This is a genomic window from Haloarcula japonica DSM 6131 (assembly GCF_000336635.1).
Classification (GTDB): domain Archaea; phylum Halobacteriota; class Halobacteria; order Halobacteriales; family Haloarculaceae; genus Haloarcula; species Haloarcula japonica.
Map to the genome: position 1 here is coordinate 148775 of NZ_AOLY01000009.1, position 16935 is coordinate 165709.

The 16935-nt window shown below is 62.4% G+C and carries 19 protein-coding genes and 1 tRNA gene; 12 read left to right on the forward strand and 8 right to left on the reverse strand.

What is annotated here, in order from left to right; all coding sequences use genetic code 11:
• Positions 1-213: 213 nt before the first annotated feature.
• Positions 214-288, reverse strand: a tRNA-Val gene (locus C444_RS06060).
• Between the two features lie 178 nt (positions 289-466).
• Here C444_RS06060 and trpD point away from each other — a divergent pair.
• From trpD to trpG, 4 genes are read left to right on the forward strand one after another with little or no spacing between them, the layout of a single operon-like run.
• The gene (gene trpD, locus C444_RS06065) at positions 467-1462 is read left to right on the forward strand and encodes an anthranilate phosphoribosyltransferase (RefSeq protein WP_004591605.1); all 996 of its coding nucleotides are present in this window, start codon (positions 467-469) and stop codon (positions 1460-1462) included.
• A complete protein-coding gene (locus tag C444_RS06070; RefSeq protein WP_004591606.1) occupies positions 1459-2103 on the forward strand; it encodes a phosphoribosylanthranilate isomerase in 645 nt (214 codons plus the stop codon). The genes trpD and C444_RS06070 overlap by 4 nt, the downstream gene beginning before the upstream one ends.
• The gene (gene trpE / locus C444_RS06075; protein WP_004591607.1) at positions 2100-3704 is read left to right on the forward strand and encodes an anthranilate synthase component I; all 1605 of its coding nucleotides are present in this window, start codon (positions 2100-2102) and stop codon (positions 3702-3704) included. Before C444_RS06070 ends, trpE begins: the two co-directional genes overlap by 4 nt.
• The gene (gene trpG / locus C444_RS06080; RefSeq protein ID WP_004591608.1) at positions 3701-4324 is read left to right on the forward strand and encodes an anthranilate synthase component II; all 624 of its coding nucleotides are present in this window, start codon (positions 3701-3703) and stop codon (positions 4322-4324) included. Before trpE ends, trpG begins: the two co-directional genes overlap by 4 nt.
• On the opposite strand, the gene C444_RS06085 is transcribed toward trpG, so the two are convergent.
• Positions 4321-4509: a hypothetical protein gene (locus C444_RS06085; RefSeq protein ID WP_004591609.1), complete on the reverse strand. Its 189-nt coding sequence runs from the start codon at positions 4507-4509 to the stop codon at positions 4321-4323. The two genes, trpG and C444_RS06085, sit on opposite strands and share 4 nt — an antisense overlap.
• Before the next feature lie 137 nt (positions 4510-4646).
• Here C444_RS06085 and C444_RS06090 point away from each other — a divergent pair, with 137 nt between their 5' ends.
• Positions 4647-4847, forward strand: coding sequence for a hypothetical protein (locus tag C444_RS06090; RefSeq protein WP_049909178.1), 201 nt, complete (start codon positions 4647-4649; stop codon positions 4845-4847).
• A 1-nt stretch (position 4848) separates the two neighbouring features.
• Here the strand turns inward: C444_RS06090 and pyrF are convergent, their stop codons facing one another.
• A complete protein-coding gene (gene pyrF, locus C444_RS06095) occupies positions 4849-5682 on the reverse strand; it encodes an orotidine-5'-phosphate decarboxylase (RefSeq protein WP_004591613.1) in 834 nt (277 codons plus the stop codon).
• Between the two features lie 121 nt (positions 5683-5803).
• Between pyrF and C444_RS06100 the strand changes: the two genes are divergently transcribed.
• Positions 5804-6286 (forward strand): hypothetical protein, encoded by a 483-nt coding sequence (locus tag C444_RS06100; RefSeq protein ID WP_004591615.1) that lies wholly within the window; start codon positions 5804-5806, stop codon positions 6284-6286.
• 57 nt (positions 6287-6343) lie between these two features.
• Here the strand turns inward: C444_RS06100 and C444_RS06105 are convergent, their stop codons facing one another.
• Both C444_RS06105 and C444_RS06110 read right to left on the reverse strand, forming a co-directional pair.
• On the reverse strand, positions 6344-6688 hold the full coding sequence (locus tag C444_RS06105; protein WP_004591617.1) for a hypothetical protein: 345 nt from the start codon (positions 6686-6688) through the stop codon (positions 6344-6346).
• A complete protein-coding gene (locus tag C444_RS06110) occupies positions 6688-7128 on the reverse strand; it encodes a DUF2240 family protein (RefSeq protein ID WP_004591619.1) in 441 nt (146 codons plus the stop codon). Before C444_RS06110 ends, C444_RS06105 begins: the two co-directional genes overlap by 1 nt.
• Positions 7129-7218: 90 nt before the next feature.
• Here C444_RS06110 and C444_RS06115 point away from each other — a divergent pair, with 90 nt between their 5' ends.
• On the forward strand, positions 7219-7590 hold the full coding sequence (locus C444_RS06115; RefSeq protein WP_004591620.1) for a 30S ribosomal protein S8e: 372 nt from the start codon (positions 7219-7221) through the stop codon (positions 7588-7590).
• Between the two features lie 49 nt (positions 7591-7639).
• On the opposite strand, the gene C444_RS06120 is transcribed toward C444_RS06115, so the two are convergent.
• Complete coding sequence (locus C444_RS06120; protein WP_004591622.1) at positions 7640-8638, reverse strand: phosphate signaling complex PhoU family protein; 999 nt, start codon at positions 8636-8638, stop codon at positions 7640-7642.
• A 311-nt stretch (positions 8639-8949) separates the two neighbouring features.
• On the opposite strand from C444_RS06120, the gene C444_RS06125 reads away from it, so the two are divergent.
• From C444_RS06125 to pstB, 4 genes are read left to right on the forward strand one after another with little or no spacing between them, the layout of a single operon-like run.
• Positions 8950-9957 carry a PstS family phosphate ABC transporter substrate-binding protein gene (locus tag C444_RS06125; protein WP_049909181.1) on the forward strand — a complete coding sequence of 336 codons (1008 nt, stop codon included), beginning with the start codon at positions 8950-8952 and terminating at the stop codon, positions 9955-9957.
• 51 nt (positions 9958-10008) lie between these two features.
• Positions 10009-10941: a phosphate ABC transporter permease subunit PstC gene (gene pstC, locus C444_RS06130; RefSeq protein ID WP_049909183.1), complete on the forward strand. Its 933-nt coding sequence runs from the start codon at positions 10009-10011 to the stop codon at positions 10939-10941.
• 19 nt (positions 10942-10960) lie between these two features.
• Complete coding sequence (gene pstA, locus C444_RS06135; protein WP_004591627.1) at positions 10961-12661, forward strand: phosphate ABC transporter permease PstA; 1701 nt, start codon at positions 10961-10963, stop codon at positions 12659-12661.
• A 3-nt stretch (positions 12662-12664) separates the two neighbouring features.
• Positions 12665-13564, forward strand: coding sequence for a phosphate ABC transporter ATP-binding protein PstB (pstB, locus tag C444_RS06140; protein ID WP_004591629.1), 900 nt, complete (start codon positions 12665-12667; stop codon positions 13562-13564).
• Positions 13565-13593: 29 nt separating this feature from the next.
• Here the strand turns inward: pstB and C444_RS06145 are convergent, their stop codons facing one another.
• Positions 13594-14439 carry a TatD family hydrolase gene (locus C444_RS06145; protein WP_004591631.1) on the reverse strand — a complete coding sequence of 282 codons (846 nt, stop codon included), beginning with the start codon at positions 14437-14439 and terminating at the stop codon, positions 13594-13596.
• A 52-nt stretch (positions 14440-14491) separates the two neighbouring features.
• Entirely contained in the window at positions 14492-14938 is a 447-nt protein-coding gene (locus C444_RS06150; protein WP_004591633.1) for an NYN domain-containing protein, read from the reverse strand.
• 159 nt (positions 14939-15097) lie between these two features.
• On the opposite strand from C444_RS06150, the gene C444_RS06155 reads away from it, so the two are divergent.
• Complete coding sequence (locus tag C444_RS06155) at positions 15098-16891, forward strand: PAS domain-containing sensor histidine kinase (protein WP_004591634.1); 1794 nt, start codon at positions 15098-15100, stop codon at positions 16889-16891.
• Positions 16892-16935 lie beyond the last annotated feature (44 nt).

Sequence of the window (16935 nt, forward strand, 5' to 3'; positions counted from 1 at the left end):
GCCCGCCGGTCTTATTTCGACCCTGACGGCCTGGTGGTCTTATCTTGGCTCTATCGAAACGCACCAGGTCGGAACCACTGTCCCGACGGCGATAGAACTGATTCGGGAGGATTGTGATCCACGTTGGGACGTATCACTTGTACACGACTCGTCTGGTTCGACTCCACCGGTCGCTGCCGACTCGCTCCGCTCGGGAGGAAGCGACAGTAGAAATGGGTTCGGGCGGATTTGAACCGCCGGCCTCCTCCATGTCAAGGAGGTGTCATAACCGACCTAGACCACGAACCCTCACTCCGAGGTACACCACATTGTTTCCGGTGGGTATAATTGAAGGTTTCGAATTCCGTATCGCCACGTTGTCTGTTGATTGCCCACACATACACGTCAGTAAGTAGGGGTCCCGATAGGCTTAAGTCAATGTACGGATTTGTACATCACAACACGAAAGAGTTCATTGGTGAATACAATGCAAGAGTATATTGAACGCGTCACTGACGGTGATGACCTGACACAGGACGAGGCTCGGGCCGTTGCGACGACTGTCTTCGAGGATGCGACCGAGGCACAGATCGGTGCGCTCCTGACGGCGCTACGGGCAAAGGGGGAGACGGAGGCCGAGATCGCCGGCTTTGCCGAGGGGATGCGCGACGCCGCACGGACCATCCGACCGGACCGCGAAGGACTTGTCGACACCTGCGGGACCGGTGGCGACGACTACAACACGATCAACGTCTCGACGACGAGTGCTATCGTCGCGGCCGGGGCTGGCGTCCCCATCGCCAAACACGGGAACTACTCTGTCTCGTCATCTTCGGGGAGCGCCGACGTGCTCGAAGAGGTCGGCGTCGACATCGAGGCCGAGCCGCCGGAGGTAGAGGAGACGATTGAACGAGACGGTATCGGCTTCATGCTCGCGCCCGTGTTCCACCCGGCGATGAAGGCCGTTATCGGCCCGCGCAAGGAACTCGGGATGCGGACTGTGTTCAACATACTCGGCCCGCTGACGAACCCCGCCGACGCGGACGCACAGGTGCTGGGCGTCTACGACCCGGCCCTCGTGCCCGTGATGGCAGAGGCACTGGCCCGACTGGATGTCGAGCGGGCGCTGGTCGTCCACGGTGACGGCCTCGACGAGATCGCGGTCCACGGCGAGACGGTTGTCGCGGAAGTCACCGGCGACCGGATCGAGGAGTACACCATCACTCCGGAGGACATGGGGCTTGAAACACGCGATATCGAGGCTATCTCCGGGGGATCGCCAGAAGAGAATGCTGCCGACCTCCGTGGCATCGTCACTGGTGAAGTGACCGGTGCAAAGCAGGACATCATCCTCGCCAACGCCGGCGCAGCCATCTACGTCGCCGGCGTCGCCGACACGCACGAAGAAGGGGTCGAGCAAGCCCGACAGGCCATCGAGTCGGGTGCGGCGGCCGACAAACTCGACGACCTGATCGGGGCATGACGCGCGTGAAAATCTGTGGCGTGACGGACGAGAAGGACCGCGACGCCGTCGTCGCGGCCGGCGCTGACGCGGTCGGCGTGATCCACGGCGTCCCGGTCGACACACCGCGGGAGGTCAACGAAGCTACTGCCGAGCGACTCGCTGACGGCATCCCGCCGTTCGTGACGAGCGTGCTGGTGACGATGCCGACAACGGTCCAGGAGGCCGTCAGGCGTATCGACGGCATCGAACCCGACGCGGTACAGGTCCACGACGGCCTTTCGCCGGCGGAACTCGGGGCTCTCGACAGCCGGATTACCCAGAACATCGTCGCTGTGGTTGAGGCAGGCGAGCCAGCCATCAAGGACTACGCTGCCCACGCTGACGCCCTGCTCGTCGATTCGGTCGACGCCGACGGCGGCGGCGGCACGGGCGAGACACACGACTGGGAGCGCACGCACGACCTCGTCGACTCGCTGGACGTGCCGGTCGTGCTGGCCGGCGGCCTGACCCCTGAGAACGTGGCCGAGGCCGTCGAGGCGGTCGAGCCGTTCGCCGTCGACGTGGCGAGCGGCGTGGAATCCTCGGGTGGGAAGAAAGACCACGACGCTGTCCGGCGGTTCGTCCGGAACGCAAAGCGGGCATCGGAGGGCGCGGTATGACCCTCGACATCTCTCGCGAGGAGTTCGTCGAACACGCCAAGGCTGACCGACCGGTCGTCGTCAGGGCGGCCGCAGAACTAACCGTCGACGTGGAGCCGCTGACCGCGTACGCGGCCCTGACCGGCCGCACGAGTGACGTGGCCGCGAACGACTACACGTTCCTGCTGGAAAGCGCCGAGAAGGTCGCCTCCAGCGATCCCGACGGCGCGTTCGCGCCGGAGACGGACGACCGCCACGCCCGCTTCTCCTTCGTCGGCTACGACCCGCGTGCCGTCGTCACTGTGACCGGCGACGAGAGCGAGGTCGAGGCGTTCGACGACCGCTACGCCGACCTCGTGACGACCGACGGCGGCGATGTGGTTGATGACCTCCGGGCGGCGATGCCCGACGTGGCGCTGCGGAATTTCCCGGAGATGGACCGCCAGCACCTCGAAGGCGGTCTCGTCGGTTTCCTCTCCTATGACGCCGTCTACGACCTCTGGCTCGACGAGGTCGGCCTGGACCGGCCCGACTCGCGGTTCCCGGACGCCCAGTTCGTCCTCACCACGTCGACGGTCCGCTTCGACCACGTCGAGGAGACCGTCTCGCTCGTGTTCACGCCGGTCGTCCGCCAGGGCGAGGACGCGGGCGAGCGATACGACGAACTGGTCGCCGAGGCCGAGCGCGTCGAAGCTGTCCTCTCGGACCTTTCTCCCCTGGAGACTGGCGGCTTCCGCCGCGAGGACGAGGTCGCCGGCCCGCAGGACGAGTACGAGGACGCCGTCGAGCGTGCCAAGGAGTACGTCCTCTCGGGCGACATCTACCAGGGCGTCATCTCGCGGACCCGCGAACTGTACGGCGAGGTCGACCCGCTGGGGTTCTACGAGGCGCTCCGGGCAGTGAACCCGTCGCCGTACATGTACCTGCTGGGCTACGACGACCTGACCATCGTCGGCGCGAGCCCGGAGACACTGGTCTCCGTCGCCGGCGACCACGTCGTCTCGAACCCCATCGCGGGGACGTGCTCGCGCGGGAACTCCCCCGTCGAGGACCGCCGCCTCGCCGGCGAGATGCTTGCCGACGGGAAAGAGCGGGCCGAACACACGATGCTCGTCGACCTCGCGCGCAACGACGTGCGCCGGGTCGCCGAGGCCGGCAGCGTCCGCGTCCCGGAGTTCATGAACGTCCTCAAGTACAGCCACGTCCAGCACATTGAGTCGACGGTGACAGGGCGACTCGCCGCGGACAAGGACGCCTTCGACGCCGCCCGTGCGACGTTCCCGGCAGGGACCCTCTCCGGTGCGCCGAAGATCCGCGCCATGGAGATCATCGATGAGCTCGAACGCTCGCCGCGCGGTCCCTACGGCGGCGGCGTCGGTTACTTCGACTGGGACGGTGACACCGACTTCGCCATCGTCATCCGCTCGGCGACGGTCGAAGACGAGGGCGACCGGGACCGCATCACCGTGCAGGCCGGGGCCGGCATCGTCGCGGATTCCGACCCCGAAAGCGAATACGTCGAGACCGAGCAGAAGATGGACGGCGTGCTGACAGCGCTTGAGGAAATCGAAGCGACAGGCGACCACTCATCCGCTGACACCCCCGAAGAGGTGACCCGATGAGCGCATCACAACCCGCTGGTGAAGACGCCGTCAGGGACAACCTCCGGGTGCTGTTCGTGGACAACTTCGACTCCTTTACGTACAACCTCGTCGAGTACGTTTCCGAACACGCCGAGACCGAGGTCGTCCGAAACACCGCAACGCTCGACGACGTTGAGGCGTTCGACCCTGACGCAATCATCCTCTCGCCGGGTCCGGGCCACCCGAAGAACGAACGGGACGTCGGTGTCACGCTCGACGTCCTCCGGGAGGTCAGCCCCGATGTGCCGACGCTGGGCGTCTGTCTCGGCCTCGAATCGGCGGTGTACGCCTACGGCGGCACCATCGGCCGCGCGCCGGAGCCGGTTCACGGCAAGGCGTTTCCCATCGACCACGACGAGCAGGGTGTCTTCGAGGGACTGGAACAGGGGTTCCAGGGCGGGCGCTACCACTCGCTCATCGCTGAGGACGTTCCCGAGGAGTTCGTCGTCAGCGCGACGACGGAGACCGAGGACGGCACAGAACTGGTGATGGGCGTCCGCCACCGCGAGTACCCCATCGAAGCCGTACAGTTCCATCCCGAGTCAGTCCTGACCGCGGTCGGCCACGACGTGATCCGGAATTTCCTTTCCGGGCTTTAGATCACCTGAAAGCCGAGGATTCCGAGCACCCAGAGGACAGCAACAGCGATGATAGCGATGATGACGAGCCGCCACGCCACTTTCATGACGAGTCGGCCGACCAGCAGTACTACGGCGATAGCCAGCAAGCCGACGAGTAACGCTGGCAGCGACGGAAGCGCTCCAAGCTGGAGGAGTGGCAACATAGTATAGTGAGGAATGCCCACGGGGAAATACTTCGTGGCTGTCTCGGGGTTTTCGGCTATCTGTGTTCGTCTTGCCAGACTAACTATCGCAGTCACGCCGCCAAAGATTCAAACCAACAGCTATGCTACTTGCTATCATGAGCGTAGCCGGACTGTGTGAACTCTGTGAGCGTCCCGACGTGGACCACACCTGCGACAGGTGCGGGCGTCTCGTCTGTGACCGTCACTGGGACGGGGACATCGGGATGTGCGTCGAGTGTGGTGCGGAGGTCGGCCAGCCGGGCGACCGGGTATCGCCAGAGAATATGCCCGATGGCGTGGACACGTACCGCTTCTGAGTTAGCGGAACTGGTTCAGTCGCTGTTTGAGTTGTTTTGCGGACTGGCCGGCGGCCTTGAAGAACGCGTCGCCGGAGTCATCGCGCCGCGTGTCGGCGTCCTCGCCGGCGAAGATGATGCCCCGCGAGGAGTTGACGAGGCCGACGCCGTCCGCGAGGCCGTGTTCGACAGCCGCTTCGGCGTCACCGCCCTGTGCGCCGACGCCGGGAACGAGGAACGGGATGTCCGGGACCAGTTCGCGGATTGCTTCGAGTTCGTCGGGGTTGGTCGCGCCGACGACGAGGCCGACGTTCCCGTTGCCGTTCCAGAGGTCCGCGAGGTGGACCACGCGCTCGTACAGCTTTTCGCCGGAGGCCAGTTCGAGGTCCTGGAGGTCCTCACCACCGGGGTTGGAGGTGCGCCCGAGGACGAACACGCCCTTCTCGGCCCGCTGGAGGAACGGCTCCAGCGAGTCCCGCCCGAGGAAGGGATTAACGGTGATAGCGTCGGCTGCAGGCCCCTCCTCGTCGTCGAGAACCTGGGCGTACTGCCGTGCGGTGTTGCCGATATCTCCCCGCTTGGCGTCTAACAGGACCGGGACGTCCTTCCCGTGTGCGTAGGCGATTGTCTCTTCGAGGGCACGCCAGCCGTCGGGGTCCTCGTAGAAGGCGGCGTTCGGCTTGTAGCAGGCGGCGTGTTCGTGGGTCGCGTCGATAATCCGGCGGTTGAACTGCCAGCGCGGGAGGGCAGCGTCCAGCACGCTGTCGGGGAGACGGTCGGGGTCCGGGTCAAGCCCGACCGACACCACGCTGTCGGCGGCCGCGATGCGGTCCGCGAGACGATCGAAGAAGTGCATAGATACCGCGGCGGCTGGCAGCGATACAAGCGTTTCCTTCTCGTGTCGTAGGCCGCGCCCTCGGAATCAGATTTGATATTTTTGCCCCGGTCTATTTTACACCGCAGGTAGAAGCCCGCTCATGGACCATTTCATGGATGTCGGCCATGTGGCCGAGACCCTCCCGGACCTGAGCGAAGCCCTGGAAGACCCGCGGCTACGGCAGTTCGGGCTTGTCGGCGGCGTCGGACTCGTCGGCGTCGGCGCGCTGCTGTCGCTCGCGCCCGCGTCTGGGCAGTGGCTGTTCTGGTCGTACGCCGTCGCCGCGACGCTGGTGTTCATTGGCGTCCCGCTGCTGTGTCTCGGCCTCGCCGCTCCCGACCCGGAGCCAGGGTCGCTGTTCCATCTCGGTATCGAACTGACGACGACACAGCGTCGGGCCGTCGCGCTGGGCTCGCTCTGTATCACCATAACACCGATTGTCATCGCCGTCGGAACGCCGCTCGGCCTCCCGACGCTAGTGCTTGCTATCGCTGCCGCGACAGCGGTACTCGGTTCCGTGCTCGTCCTCACCGGCTTCATCGCGTGGACGTCCGCGGCTATCGCTGAGCCGAGCCGCCACTGATATCTGGTATCTGAGTCCGAAACCGCAGTCTCGGTTCCTTCGTTCGAAAAAGCCGTCTTACCCCGAGAGAGTCTCCTCCAGCACGTCGACCGCGGCTTTCACCGCCGCGCCGCTGTGAACAACAATGGTTGTCCCGTCGGTTGTGATATCGTCACGTTCCGGTACGGTTGCGGGCTCCTCGTTCAGCACCAGGCGGGCCGTTTCCGGGGTTACCTCGACGACTGCCACTTCGGTGTCGTCAGCCGCCACGCGGTAGGCGAAGGCCCCCGCCGGCGTCGGGTCGACGTCCCTGTCCGCATCGACGACGGAAACGTCGGCAAGCGGCCCACGCTGGAGACCGGTCAGTTCCGAGGCGAGCAACTGCCCGATCCGTCGACCGTCAGAAATGCTGTCTTTGACCATTAGAGGTCCTCCCGAACGTCCACAGCGATGGCTTCGACGTCGATACCCTCGCTGCGCGCGTACACGACGGCCGCGGCCTCAAGCGTGACACCGATGTCGGACTGGAGCGTATTGATGCCGGCGACGGCAGTCTGTTTCTCGATGCCGGCCTCGACGACGGCGTCGAGCACCCGTTCGAATGTCGACCGCGACTGCAGGATTTCCTCGCCAGGCGTGAACCCATCCGGGATATCGGTGTGAGTGGCGTCGAAGGCGACGACGAGGTCGTCGTCGTCCCGTTCGACCAACCCCTCGCTTGCGGCCACGTCGACCAGCGTCTTGGCCTGGTCGGGCGAGAACCAGTTCCGGTCCAGCGAGAGCGCGACGACGAACTCACTTTCCGCCATCCGGTCGGTTCCACGCTGGCGGAACGGCGCGGCGACGGCCGTCTTCAGACTCATCGTCAGAGCAACCGGTCGGCGCGGAGGTAACGATTACGATGGCGAGTCGGCATCGAACGGTTCAAGTAGCCGCTGGGTCTTCCTTCCCGTATGAAAGACCAGGGACGCTCCCCTCGCAAGCGGACAGGCGGCCGCCGACGACCGAACCACAAGAAGAAGAAACACGAGCTCGGCAAGGACACCGTCGAGACGCAGGTCGGCGAGCAGCGACTGAAAACTGTCGACTCCCGCGGTAACACCCAGAAGGTCCGTGCGGTCAAGACCAACGTTGCGAGCATCGCCGACGGCGCGGAAACCATCGAAGCGACCATCGAGAACGTCGTCGAGAACCCGTCGAACCCGAACTACGCCCGGCGAAACATCATCACGAAAGGCGCAATCCTCGAAACTTCCGAGGGACGTGCCCGCGTGACCTCCCGCCCTGGGCAGCAGGGTCAGGTCAACGCCGTGCTGGTCGAGTAATCCGGCACGCAAGCAGCTTTTGCAGCTGTCCACGGACTCGGAGCGTCAGCTATGGCCGCGGGGCTGCCTTCTGGAGCGCGCTCTCGGCGATGTTGCCACCGTAGTCGGCAGTTCGGGACAGCGAGTCGACGACGCGGCCAAGTAGCTGTGCGCTCTGTGGGTCTAGCTCTCTGACTTTTCCGTCGACCTCGCGGGCGGTTTCGTCGACCTCGGGGATACGAGAGCGAGCCTCGTTTGCCAGTTCGACGGCCTCGTCGTTGTCGTCAGCTAACAGCGCATCCATCGCGGTTTCGGGAACGGCGATAGCCTCGGTCTCCAGCTGGTCGAGAAGGTCGGCGGTTTCACCGGTGATTTCGTTGATTTCCTGTGAGAGGCTGGCGATCTTGGTCGCGTGGTCGGCGATACGTTCGAGTTGCCGGGCGCTGGACTGGTAATCGAACACTGTCTCGCGTGGGAAGCCGATCTCGTTGGCAGCCGTCGGATTGCGAAGGACGGTGCGAAACACACGCGAAACCATGTACCAGAGGCGGTCGACGTCGTCGTCGCGTTGCATCACGTCTTCGGCGAGGTCGTTGTCATCCTCGATGAGCGCCTCGACAGCATCGGAGAGCATCGTTAGCGACACCAGCCGCATACGCGTAATGGCGTTGAGAACGGAGAGTTCCGAGGAGTCCAGCAGGTCCTGTAGAACGACCCGGTCAGCTGTCTCCTCGATCATCTCCAGACCGACCAGTCCCTGCGTCGCATCACGGATGATGCGTCGCTGCTCGGCCGTTATCCGAGCGGCTTCCAATCGGATGATATCGAAGCCGCTGACGTACATCGTCATCACTGCCCGCGTGAGTTCGTGCCTGTTTTCGAGGCCAGTCACGTCCAGCGTTCCCTCGACGTGGTCGTCGCCGTGCTGCGGCGAGACCAGTAGCAGGTCGTCTTCAGCGTAAAACTCGACGATACTGCCGCTCTCGACACCATTCTCCGTCGCCCACTCCTTCGGTAGTGAGACAGTGTACGTGGACCCGCCCGTCAACTGTACTTTGCGCGTCTCCATAGTACTCTGAATACGCGCCGAGGATTTATAAAATATACTGCGACTATATATCAACGGTCGGAAATCTGGCTTGCGCTGTCATGGAATCACGACACACGATGCGGGCGCTCAGCCAAGTGGTCCGCTAGCAACAGTACACCCAATGAATTGTTGCCATTATTGGGTTGCAATCGGCTTCAGACACCTGTTACGCGGGATTCGGGGTGTAATACAGTAGCGCCACATAATAATATATAGTGGTATATAGCGTTTATATCTGGATATAGGGCTAATAGTAGGGTACTTATCCGCTCTGTAACTTCCATCAGGTGATGACAGATTCACCGAGCTGTGGTCTCTCTCGCCGTCGTTTTTTAACAAGTTCTGGTGCAATCGGGACACTGGCGCTGGCTGGTTGTGTCCAGAATACGAGCCGTGGCGACGGCAGTGGCTCCGATGGCAGTGGGTCTGACGGGGACTCTGACGGGCTTTCGGGGCAGGTCATTATCAAGGGCAGCAGTACCGTGTTCCCAATCTCCGACGCGATGGCTGAGGAGTTCATGGAGGAACACGGAAACGTCAACGTCACCGTCGACTCCACGGGGAGCGGTGGCGGTTTCGAGAACTGGTTCTGTCCCGGCGACTCCGATATCAACGGGGCTTCCCGCCCCATCAGCGACGCCGAGATCGAGCAGTGTTCGGGCAACGACGTCGAGCCTGTCGAGTTCGAGATCGCGGGCGATGCCCTGACCGTCGCGGTCAACAACGACGCCGACTGGGTCGACTGCATAACCTTCGACGAGCTGCGCCAGATCTGGAGCGACGAAGCGGGCGTCACGAACTGGTCGGACGTACGCGACGAGTGGCCTGACCTGGAGATCGAACGCTACGGCCCGGCGTCGACGTCCGGGACGTTCGACTACTTCAACGAGAACGTCGTCGGTGAAGACACTGAACACACGACCGAGTACCAGCCGACCGAGGAGGACGAGACTATCGTCAAAGGGATCCGTGACAACGAGGGTGGGATGGGGTATTTCGGCTTCGCATACTACAACTCCAACTCCGAGGCGGTGAAAGCCGTCGAAGTCAAGGCGGAAGACGGCGGCGAATGTACACCTCCGAGCCTGGCAAACGCCAAGGACGGTTCCTATCCGCTAGCCCGACCGCTGTTCATTTACGCGGCCGAGTCAGCGCTTCAGCGAGAGGAAGTGTACGAATTCATCGAGTTCTACCTCGAACAAGCTGAAACCGATATGGTCCAGGATATCGGGTACGTGCCGTCGAGCGCCGAGCAGCGCGACGAGAACCTCGAAAAGCTGGACGAGGTCGCTGGCTAACACAGTATAGAATCGGCTTACTCACATGGATACATTATTGGAGACAACACAATGAGCACCGAGACGCCCGGGCCGGATATTACGTCCAGACCGACCGGACGTGCAGCACGCGAGCGTATGTACCGATATGTCTTGCTCCTGTGTGCTGCCGCGTCGATTCTCGTCACCGTCAGCATCGTCGTGTTGCTCGCACGCGACGCGATTACGTTCTTTACGCTGGTGAACCCAGTCGACTTCTTCACCGGAACAGAGTTCCTCATCAGTCGGAACGTATACGGGTTGCTCCCGTTGTTGAGCGGCACGCTGTTGGTCACGGTGATATCCGCCGTCATCGCACTCCCGACGGGTGTCGCGGCCGCGGTCTATCTCAGCGAGTACGCCAGCGACCAGATGCGCTCAGTTCTGAAACCGGGTCTGGAAATTCTGGCCGGTATCCCGACAGTCGTCTACGGTATCTTCGCGCTCGTGTACGTGACACCGTTCCTCCAGACCATCGGGCTCCCGGTCAACACGTTCAACATCCTCAGCGCTTCCATCATGGTCGGTATCATGATTATCCCGATGGTCTCCAGTCTAAGCGAGGACGCGATGAGTTCTGTCCCGGACTCGCTACGACAGGCCGGCTACGGGATGGGTGCGACGAAGTTCGAGGTGACTACCGGCGTCGTTGTCCCCGCGGCGGCCTCGGGCATCTTCTCCTCGTTCATTCTCGCCCTGTCGCGGGCTATCGGCGAGACGATGATTGTCGTCGTCGCGGCCGGCAGCCGGCCACGGATGCTGAACTTCTCGGACCCGCTCGCGAACCTCTTCCAGGGGTACCAGCCGATGACGGCGGCGATGGTTCAGATCAACAGCGCCGATAGCGTCAGTCAGCTGGGCTTTACCAGTCTCTTCGCTATCGGCCTGACGCTGTTCGTCATTACGTTCCTGTTGAACCTGCTGAGCAACCGAATCGCGGCGCGCTACCGGGAGGAGTACGAATGAACACTGGGGGACTGAACTGATGGCAACACGAGAACCTGAAACAGGCTGGCACGGGGAGAACAGCGATGTCAACCACCTGCGTGGGCGTGCCTTCGAGGCGACCTGTCTCGCGGCGACCGCGTTCGGACTCGTGTCCGTCATGCTTCTCCTGCTGTTCGTCGCCAACGACGCGTTTCGGCCCTTTTCGGCCGACGCGGGCTGGCTGGCGACCTACGCCGCTACCGTGGTGGTCCCGCTGGCCGCACTGGCCGTCTACTACTATCGACTCGACGAACCGGCCGGTGAGGTCGCATACGTCACCAGCGGACTCCCGGTTGTCGGACTCCTACTTACGGGCGGGTTTGCAGTGCTGTTCATCGAATTGCTCTCCGTGCTCGAATGGTTCGCGCTCCTCATCTCGCTGGTCGTGGCCGGCGGCCTGATCGTCGCCCACGGCCGACTGCGGCCGAAGGCGGCGCTCGAACGTCTTGGTGTCGTGTTCCTCTCTCCAGTCATCACCGTCTTCGGTCTGCCACCCACCAGATTCAACTGGTTCGTCACCGACGCCGCCGCGGCGCTCGGCCTCGATTTCGGGCTGTACTACCGCGTGATCAGCCTCCGGGAAGCGATCATGCTGCTCCCGTTCGTACCCACGGATTGGGCCATGCTGCTCCTGACGCTCGTGCTCCCGGTCGCCGGCGCCGCTGGCTGGTTCGTCAAACAGCGACGCGAGTCGCGGCGTGACGGCCTGGCCGTCGTCGGGATGACGACGGCAGTTGCGGTGCTGGGCGTCGTCGCTGGGCCACTACTCGGGATTGGGACTGACGTGTGGCTGCTTATAGTCACGTTCGCCGTACTCCCGCTTGGTGTCTACGTCGAAGGCGTGATCCGTCGTGGCGAGGGCGTCTGCGGCCTCGCCTTCCCGGTCGTCGCCGTGCTGGGCGTGGTCGTCGGCGGCGTCGTCACCGGCGCGCTTGGGTTCGCCGGACCGGACCCCTGGCTCGACTGGGGGTTCCTGACGAGCGCGACCTCGCGGACCGCCGCTGATGCCGGTATCTACCCTGCGATGGTCGGTTCAGTAATGATGATTATCGTGATCGTGCTCACTACCTTCCCAGTCGGCGTCGGGGCGGCGATTTACCTCGAGGAGTACGCCCCCTCACAAGGATTGATGGGCAAGTTCGTCACGCTCATCGAGATCAACATCGGGAACCTCGCCGGTGTCCCATCGGTCGTGTACGGCCTGCTCGGACTGGCGCTTTTCATCCGGGTGCTCCAGTGGCCCCAGGGGTCCATCATCGTCGCCGGCCTCGCCGTCGGCCTGCTGATACTCCCGATTGTAATCATCTCAGCCCAGGAGGCGATCCGATCCGTTCCCGACTCGTTCCGACAGGCGTCCTACGGAATGGGAGCGACCCGCTGGCAGACGATCCGCCAGGTCGTTCTCCCCGAAGCACTCCCGGGGATTCTGACCGGAACGATACTGGCGCTGGGTCGGGCTATCGGCGAGACGGCCCCGCTGCTGATGATTGGGGCGGCAGCGTCGGTCCGGCTCGCGCCGAACAGCTTCTTCGACGTAGCGAGTATGATGCCCCGCCAGATTTTCTCGTGGTCGTCGGAGCTGGATCCGTCGTTCCGCCACGGCGTGCTGGCGGCCGGCGTGATTACACTGCTTGCGGTGTTGCTGGTGATGAACGCGACAGCGATTGTCATCCGGAACCGGTATCAGCGAACAGGATAATTCATGACAGAGAACGAGATGACGAGCAACGACAGTACCGAGCCCACACCGACTACTGAAACGGCCGCGTCGTCACCGGACCCGTCTGGCGACCCCCTCATCGAACAGTCGATTGACGTAGAGGGAACCGGCGACACCGCGGGCGAGACGGGAGAGCCAGTCATCGAGTCCCGCGACCTGAACGTGTTCTACGGCGAGACGCAGGCGCTACAGGGTATCGACTTGGCCATCCCGGAAAAACAGGTGACGGCCATGATCGGTCCCTCCGGCTGTGGCAAGTCCACGTTCCTGCGGTGTATCAACCGCATGAACGATCTCATCGACGCGGCGCGGGTTGAGGGAGACCTCTACTTCGAGGGGAAAAACGTCTACGATGCCGACGTGGACCCGGTGGCGCTGCGGCGACGCATCGGAATGGTGTTCCAGCACCCGAACCCCTTCCCCAAGAGCATCTACGACAACGTCGCTTACGGCCTCCGTATTCAGGACCAGACGGAGGACATAGACGAGAAAGTCGAGACGGCACTCAAGCGGGCCGCGCTGTGGGACGAAGTCAAAGACCAACTGGACAAGAGCGCGCTCGACCTCTCAGGTGGTCAGCAACAGCGGCTCTGCATCGCTCGCGCTATCGCCGTCGACCCGGATGTCATTCTGATGGACGAACCGGCGTCGGCGCTTGACCCAATCGCCACCTCGAAGATCGAGGACCTCATCGAGGAACTGGCCGAAGAGTTCACTGTCGTTATCGTTACTCACAACATGCAGCAGGCGGCTCGCATCTCCGACAAAACCGCGGTCTTCCTCACCGGTGGTGAACTCGTCGAGTTCGATGATACGGACAAGATCTTCGAGAACCCCGAGAGCCAGCGCGTCGAGGACTACATCACCGGCAAGTTCGGATAGTCGTCTCTCGCGGCCGTTTTTGTCACCGCTTACCGCCCCAGCGTCGCTTCCGTGTCGATGCCGTACACCGCCTTCGGTGTCTCGACGTGTGCTGTTCTGACCGCGTCTTCGTGCCCGTTTTCGAGTAGCCAGCGGACGCGCCGCGGCACGGTCTTCGGTCCAAGCACCGCGCCGGGGCGGTCCGGATCGTCGATGTAGTCGGTCTCCATCAGGAACGGTTCGTCAGTCTCGACTGCGGTTTCCAGTTCGTCTTTGTCTGCAAGTACTGATTTGACCGGGCCACGGAGTCGGCCCCCGGAGTAGTGTTTGACGACCTGCATGCGGTCGAGGCCACGGTCTTCGGCCCAGCGAGCAACGTCTTCGAAGTCTTCGCCGCCTTCTGTATGGAGTTGTATCGCACAACCAACGTCGGCGGCGCGTTCGAACCCGTGACACATCACTTCGTTCGCGGCTTCCCAGACAGCGTCGTCTACGTCGTAGTGTGGACGGCCGGACTTCATCGCGAGCGCATCACCGCTATCGACGTACTCCGCCGCCACATCGAGGCCAGTCTGCATGATATCTCGCGCTTCCGGCGGCGTGTAGCCGTCGCCGACGAGTTTCGAAATCAGCGCCGGGTGGACACCGAGGACGGGCCAGGCGCGACCGTCCAGCACCTCGGTCGCTGCGGCGGCGGCCTCCACGGTGAGGTCGAACACCTCGCGGAAGATTGCCTCGTCGGTGCCCTTCTCGACGAGGTGCCACGACGGCTTGTTGAGCACCAGCAGGTGTGTTCCGCCCTGAGACGCGAACTCCTCGGCTGCCGCGACGTTCCGTCCGTTGACCGGATCGAGGTGGAGATGGTTGTCCAGTACCGGCGTGTCGTCGATGTCCATAGATGCTCAATGGCACTGGCCGAAAAAACAGTTGGCGTCACGGACTTCGGATCTAAAGTGTCACTGCGTCTTCAGCCGCGTTGCGTAACGCGTCGGAGCGGCCGTACTCACCCGGCGCGATGGCGACCGTTCTGACCCCCTCCCGGGCGGCTACTTCCAGCGCTGGCTTGAAATCCGTGTCCCGCGAGGCGACGGCTAGTACGTTGATTTGTCCCGAGGCGACGGCATCAGTCGCGTCAACGGCGAGTCGGACATCAACGTCACCGCTGGTGGTCCGAACCTCGAAACCCCTGGCCTCGGCGGCCTGAATCAGTCCCGGCGAGGCGTTCTGGTCAACGTAGAGGCGAGTGACCGACAACGGGCCGTACTCGGCCGCGGTATCCCGGACCTCGTCGAGGTCGACATCGAACTCAGATCTGAGCACGTTCGGCCCGTCGACGAACAGTCCAACGCGCTGTTTCGGGTCTTTCTCCTCGAATATCCGACGGAACAGCTTCATGCGCCCCTTTCGCCGCCCGGCCCGCTTATGCGTGCCGCTTCGCTCTGTAAACTGCTCCCCGCTATATAGAATAATATGGTAACACTTAGGACGATACCTACCAGACGTTACGGACGTATTTCCGTGCGGAGTTGGCCAGCAGCAAGTGTAATTTGACATATGAGCAACGAACCTCTTCACGACCGAGACGTGCTAAACGGACTCTGTGAGATAATTTCCGATCCGGCTATCGTACTAAACGCTGACGGCTCTTTTGTCGATGTCATCCACAACGCCCACAACGGGGCATTATTTTTCAAAGATCCGGAAACACTGCTGGGAACAGATCTCTGGGACGTGTTCTCTACAGCACAGGCTGACCAGTTTTACGCGATTATCGAGGACGTTTTAGAAACAGGTGAACAGCGGCACATCGAGTATCAGCTATCACTCGACCACAGAGAGCGACACTTCGAGGCGCGCGTCACGCCGGTCGGCGGTAACGACGCCGAACGCGTGCTATGGCTGGCGGAAGATATCACACAGCGTAAGCAGCGGCGAGAAAAGCAAGCCCTCATTGAGCGGGTGTTCGAGGTCAGCCCCGTCGGTATCGTCGTCGTAGAACGGTCCGGCAGAATTTCGCTGGCTAACGACCGCGCCGAGGAGCTACTCGGTCTCGAACGCGAGAAAATCCCTCAGCGGCGATATAACCAACCGGAGTGGAATATCTTCTACGAAGACGGGACCCCGATCCCTGAATCGGACCATCTGGTTACGCAGGTGTTCGAATCGGGCGAACCGGTGTTCGGATTCGAGCACTGGATAAAACTCGACAACGGGAGCGAGCGGTGGCTTTCGAGCAATGCCGCGCCGATATTCGGTGATGACGGAACCATCGAGCGGGTCGTCGTTGGTCTTGACGACGCAACGGGATTGAAACAGCGGGAGGAACAACTGGAGTGGCTCGTCGGGACCGAGACCTTGGCTGACGTTGGCGGGTGGGAGCTCGATCTGGAGACGGATATGATAGCGGGAACTGCCGGGATGAAGCGCCTCTATGGAACACCGGAGTACAATCCGACGCTTGAAGAGGCCCTTGAGCAGTATCACCCCAACGATAGAGCGGCCGTTCGCGACGCTATCGAGACCTGTCGTGAAACCGGCGAACCGATGGAGTTGGAGGCACGCCGCCAGACCGCTGACGGAACCGAGCGGTGGTTCCGACTCCGGGCGGAAAAAACGGTCCGGGACGGGACACCGAAACTACGAGGCATCGTTCGCGACATCACGCAGGATAAAGAGCGAGAGCAGCGGCTCATGGTCATGAGTCGGATTCTCCGGCACAACATCCGAAACAAGCTGACCGTGATACGGGGTAATTCGAGACTCCTCAAAGAAGAACTCGGCTCGCCTGATTTTTCCGTTGGCGCTGCCAGCGGACACATCGACAGAATCGAAAAGGCCTCGAAAGAACTTGACTCGTTGGCCGAGCGAGCACGGACGTTCGACCGGGTCATCGAACGGGATCTCCGGAGTGGGACACTTCACCTCCAGCAGGCCCTCACCGATATCCGGGACGAATTCACACCGCAGTATCCCGAAGCTACCATTGAAGTTGTGCCGACCGACGCGGAAGTATCGGGCGACAGGATGGCTATCGACCTGATACTTGAGATCCTTGTCGAAAACGCCATCGAATACAGCGATCTGCCCGATCCGACGGTCAAGCTTACGACCGAAGAGACCCCGTCGGGCCAAGTGACAGTCAGCGTCGATACCGACGGGTCCGGTATCCCAGATATGGAACGCAATGTCCTGGCCTCGGAAACCGAGGGGCCAGTGGCACACAGCCGTGGACTCGGACTGTGGGCGGTTACGTGGCTTGTCCGACGCCTCGGTGGGTCCGTGACAATCGATGAGGACCATGACGGAACGCGGGTCGAACTCGTGTTCCCGCTGGCGCGAAGCGAGTAACGAAGACGACGGCTTATTTTCTGTCCCGGTCTTGTCGTCCTGTC

What these genes read in the sequence shown, in the direction of transcription:
- trpD (WP_004591605.1), top strand. Translation starts at nt 467, where the DNA reads ATGCAAGAGTATATTGAACGCGTCACTGACGGTGATGACCTGACACAG.
- C444_RS06070 (WP_004591606.1), top strand. Translation starts at nt 1,459, where the DNA reads ATGACGCGCGTGAAAATCTGTGGCGTGACGGACGAGAAGGACCGCGAC.
- trpE (WP_004591607.1), top strand. Translation starts at nt 2,100, where the DNA reads ATGACCCTCGACATCTCTCGCGAGGAGTTCGTCGAACACGCCAAGGCT.
- trpG (WP_004591608.1), top strand. Translation starts at nt 3,701, where the DNA reads ATGAGCGCATCACAACCCGCTGGTGAAGACGCCGTCAGGGACAACCTC.
- C444_RS06085 (WP_004591609.1), bottom strand. Translation starts at nt 4,509, where the DNA reads ATGTTGCCACTCCTCCAGCTTGGAGCGCTTCCGTCGCTGCCAGCGTTA.
- C444_RS06090 (WP_049909178.1), top strand. Translation starts at nt 4,647, where the DNA reads ATGAGCGTAGCCGGACTGTGTGAACTCTGTGAGCGTCCCGACGTGGAC.
- pyrF (WP_004591613.1), bottom strand. Translation starts at nt 5,682, where the DNA reads ATGCACTTCTTCGATCGTCTCGCGGACCGCATCGCGGCCGCCGACAGC.
- C444_RS06100 (WP_004591615.1), top strand. Translation starts at nt 5,804, where the DNA reads ATGGACCATTTCATGGATGTCGGCCATGTGGCCGAGACCCTCCCGGAC.
- C444_RS06105 (WP_004591617.1), bottom strand. Translation starts at nt 6,688, where the DNA reads ATGGTCAAAGACAGCATTTCTGACGGTCGACGGATCGGGCAGTTGCTC.
- C444_RS06110 (WP_004591619.1), bottom strand. Translation starts at nt 7,128, where the DNA reads ATGAGTCTGAAGACGGCCGTCGCCGCGCCGTTCCGCCAGCGTGGAACC.
- C444_RS06115 (WP_004591620.1), top strand. Translation starts at nt 7,219, where the DNA reads ATGAAAGACCAGGGACGCTCCCCTCGCAAGCGGACAGGCGGCCGCCGA.
- C444_RS06120 (WP_004591622.1), bottom strand. Translation starts at nt 8,638, where the DNA reads ATGGAGACGCGCAAAGTACAGTTGACGGGCGGGTCCACGTACACTGTC.
- C444_RS06125 (WP_049909181.1), top strand. Translation starts at nt 8,950, where the DNA reads ATGACAGATTCACCGAGCTGTGGTCTCTCTCGCCGTCGTTTTTTAACA.
- pstC (WP_049909183.1), top strand. Translation starts at nt 10,009, where the DNA reads ATGAGCACCGAGACGCCCGGGCCGGATATTACGTCCAGACCGACCGGA.
- pstA (WP_004591627.1), top strand. Translation starts at nt 10,961, where the DNA reads ATGGCAACACGAGAACCTGAAACAGGCTGGCACGGGGAGAACAGCGAT.
- pstB (WP_004591629.1), top strand. Translation starts at nt 12,665, where the DNA reads ATGACAGAGAACGAGATGACGAGCAACGACAGTACCGAGCCCACACCG.
- C444_RS06145 (WP_004591631.1), bottom strand. Translation starts at nt 14,439, where the DNA reads ATGGACATCGACGACACGCCGGTACTGGACAACCATCTCCACCTCGAT.
- C444_RS06150 (WP_004591633.1), bottom strand. Translation starts at nt 14,938, where the DNA reads ATGAAGCTGTTCCGTCGGATATTCGAGGAGAAAGACCCGAAACAGCGC.
- C444_RS06155 (WP_004591634.1), top strand. Translation starts at nt 15,098, where the DNA reads ATGAGCAACGAACCTCTTCACGACCGAGACGTGCTAAACGGACTCTGT.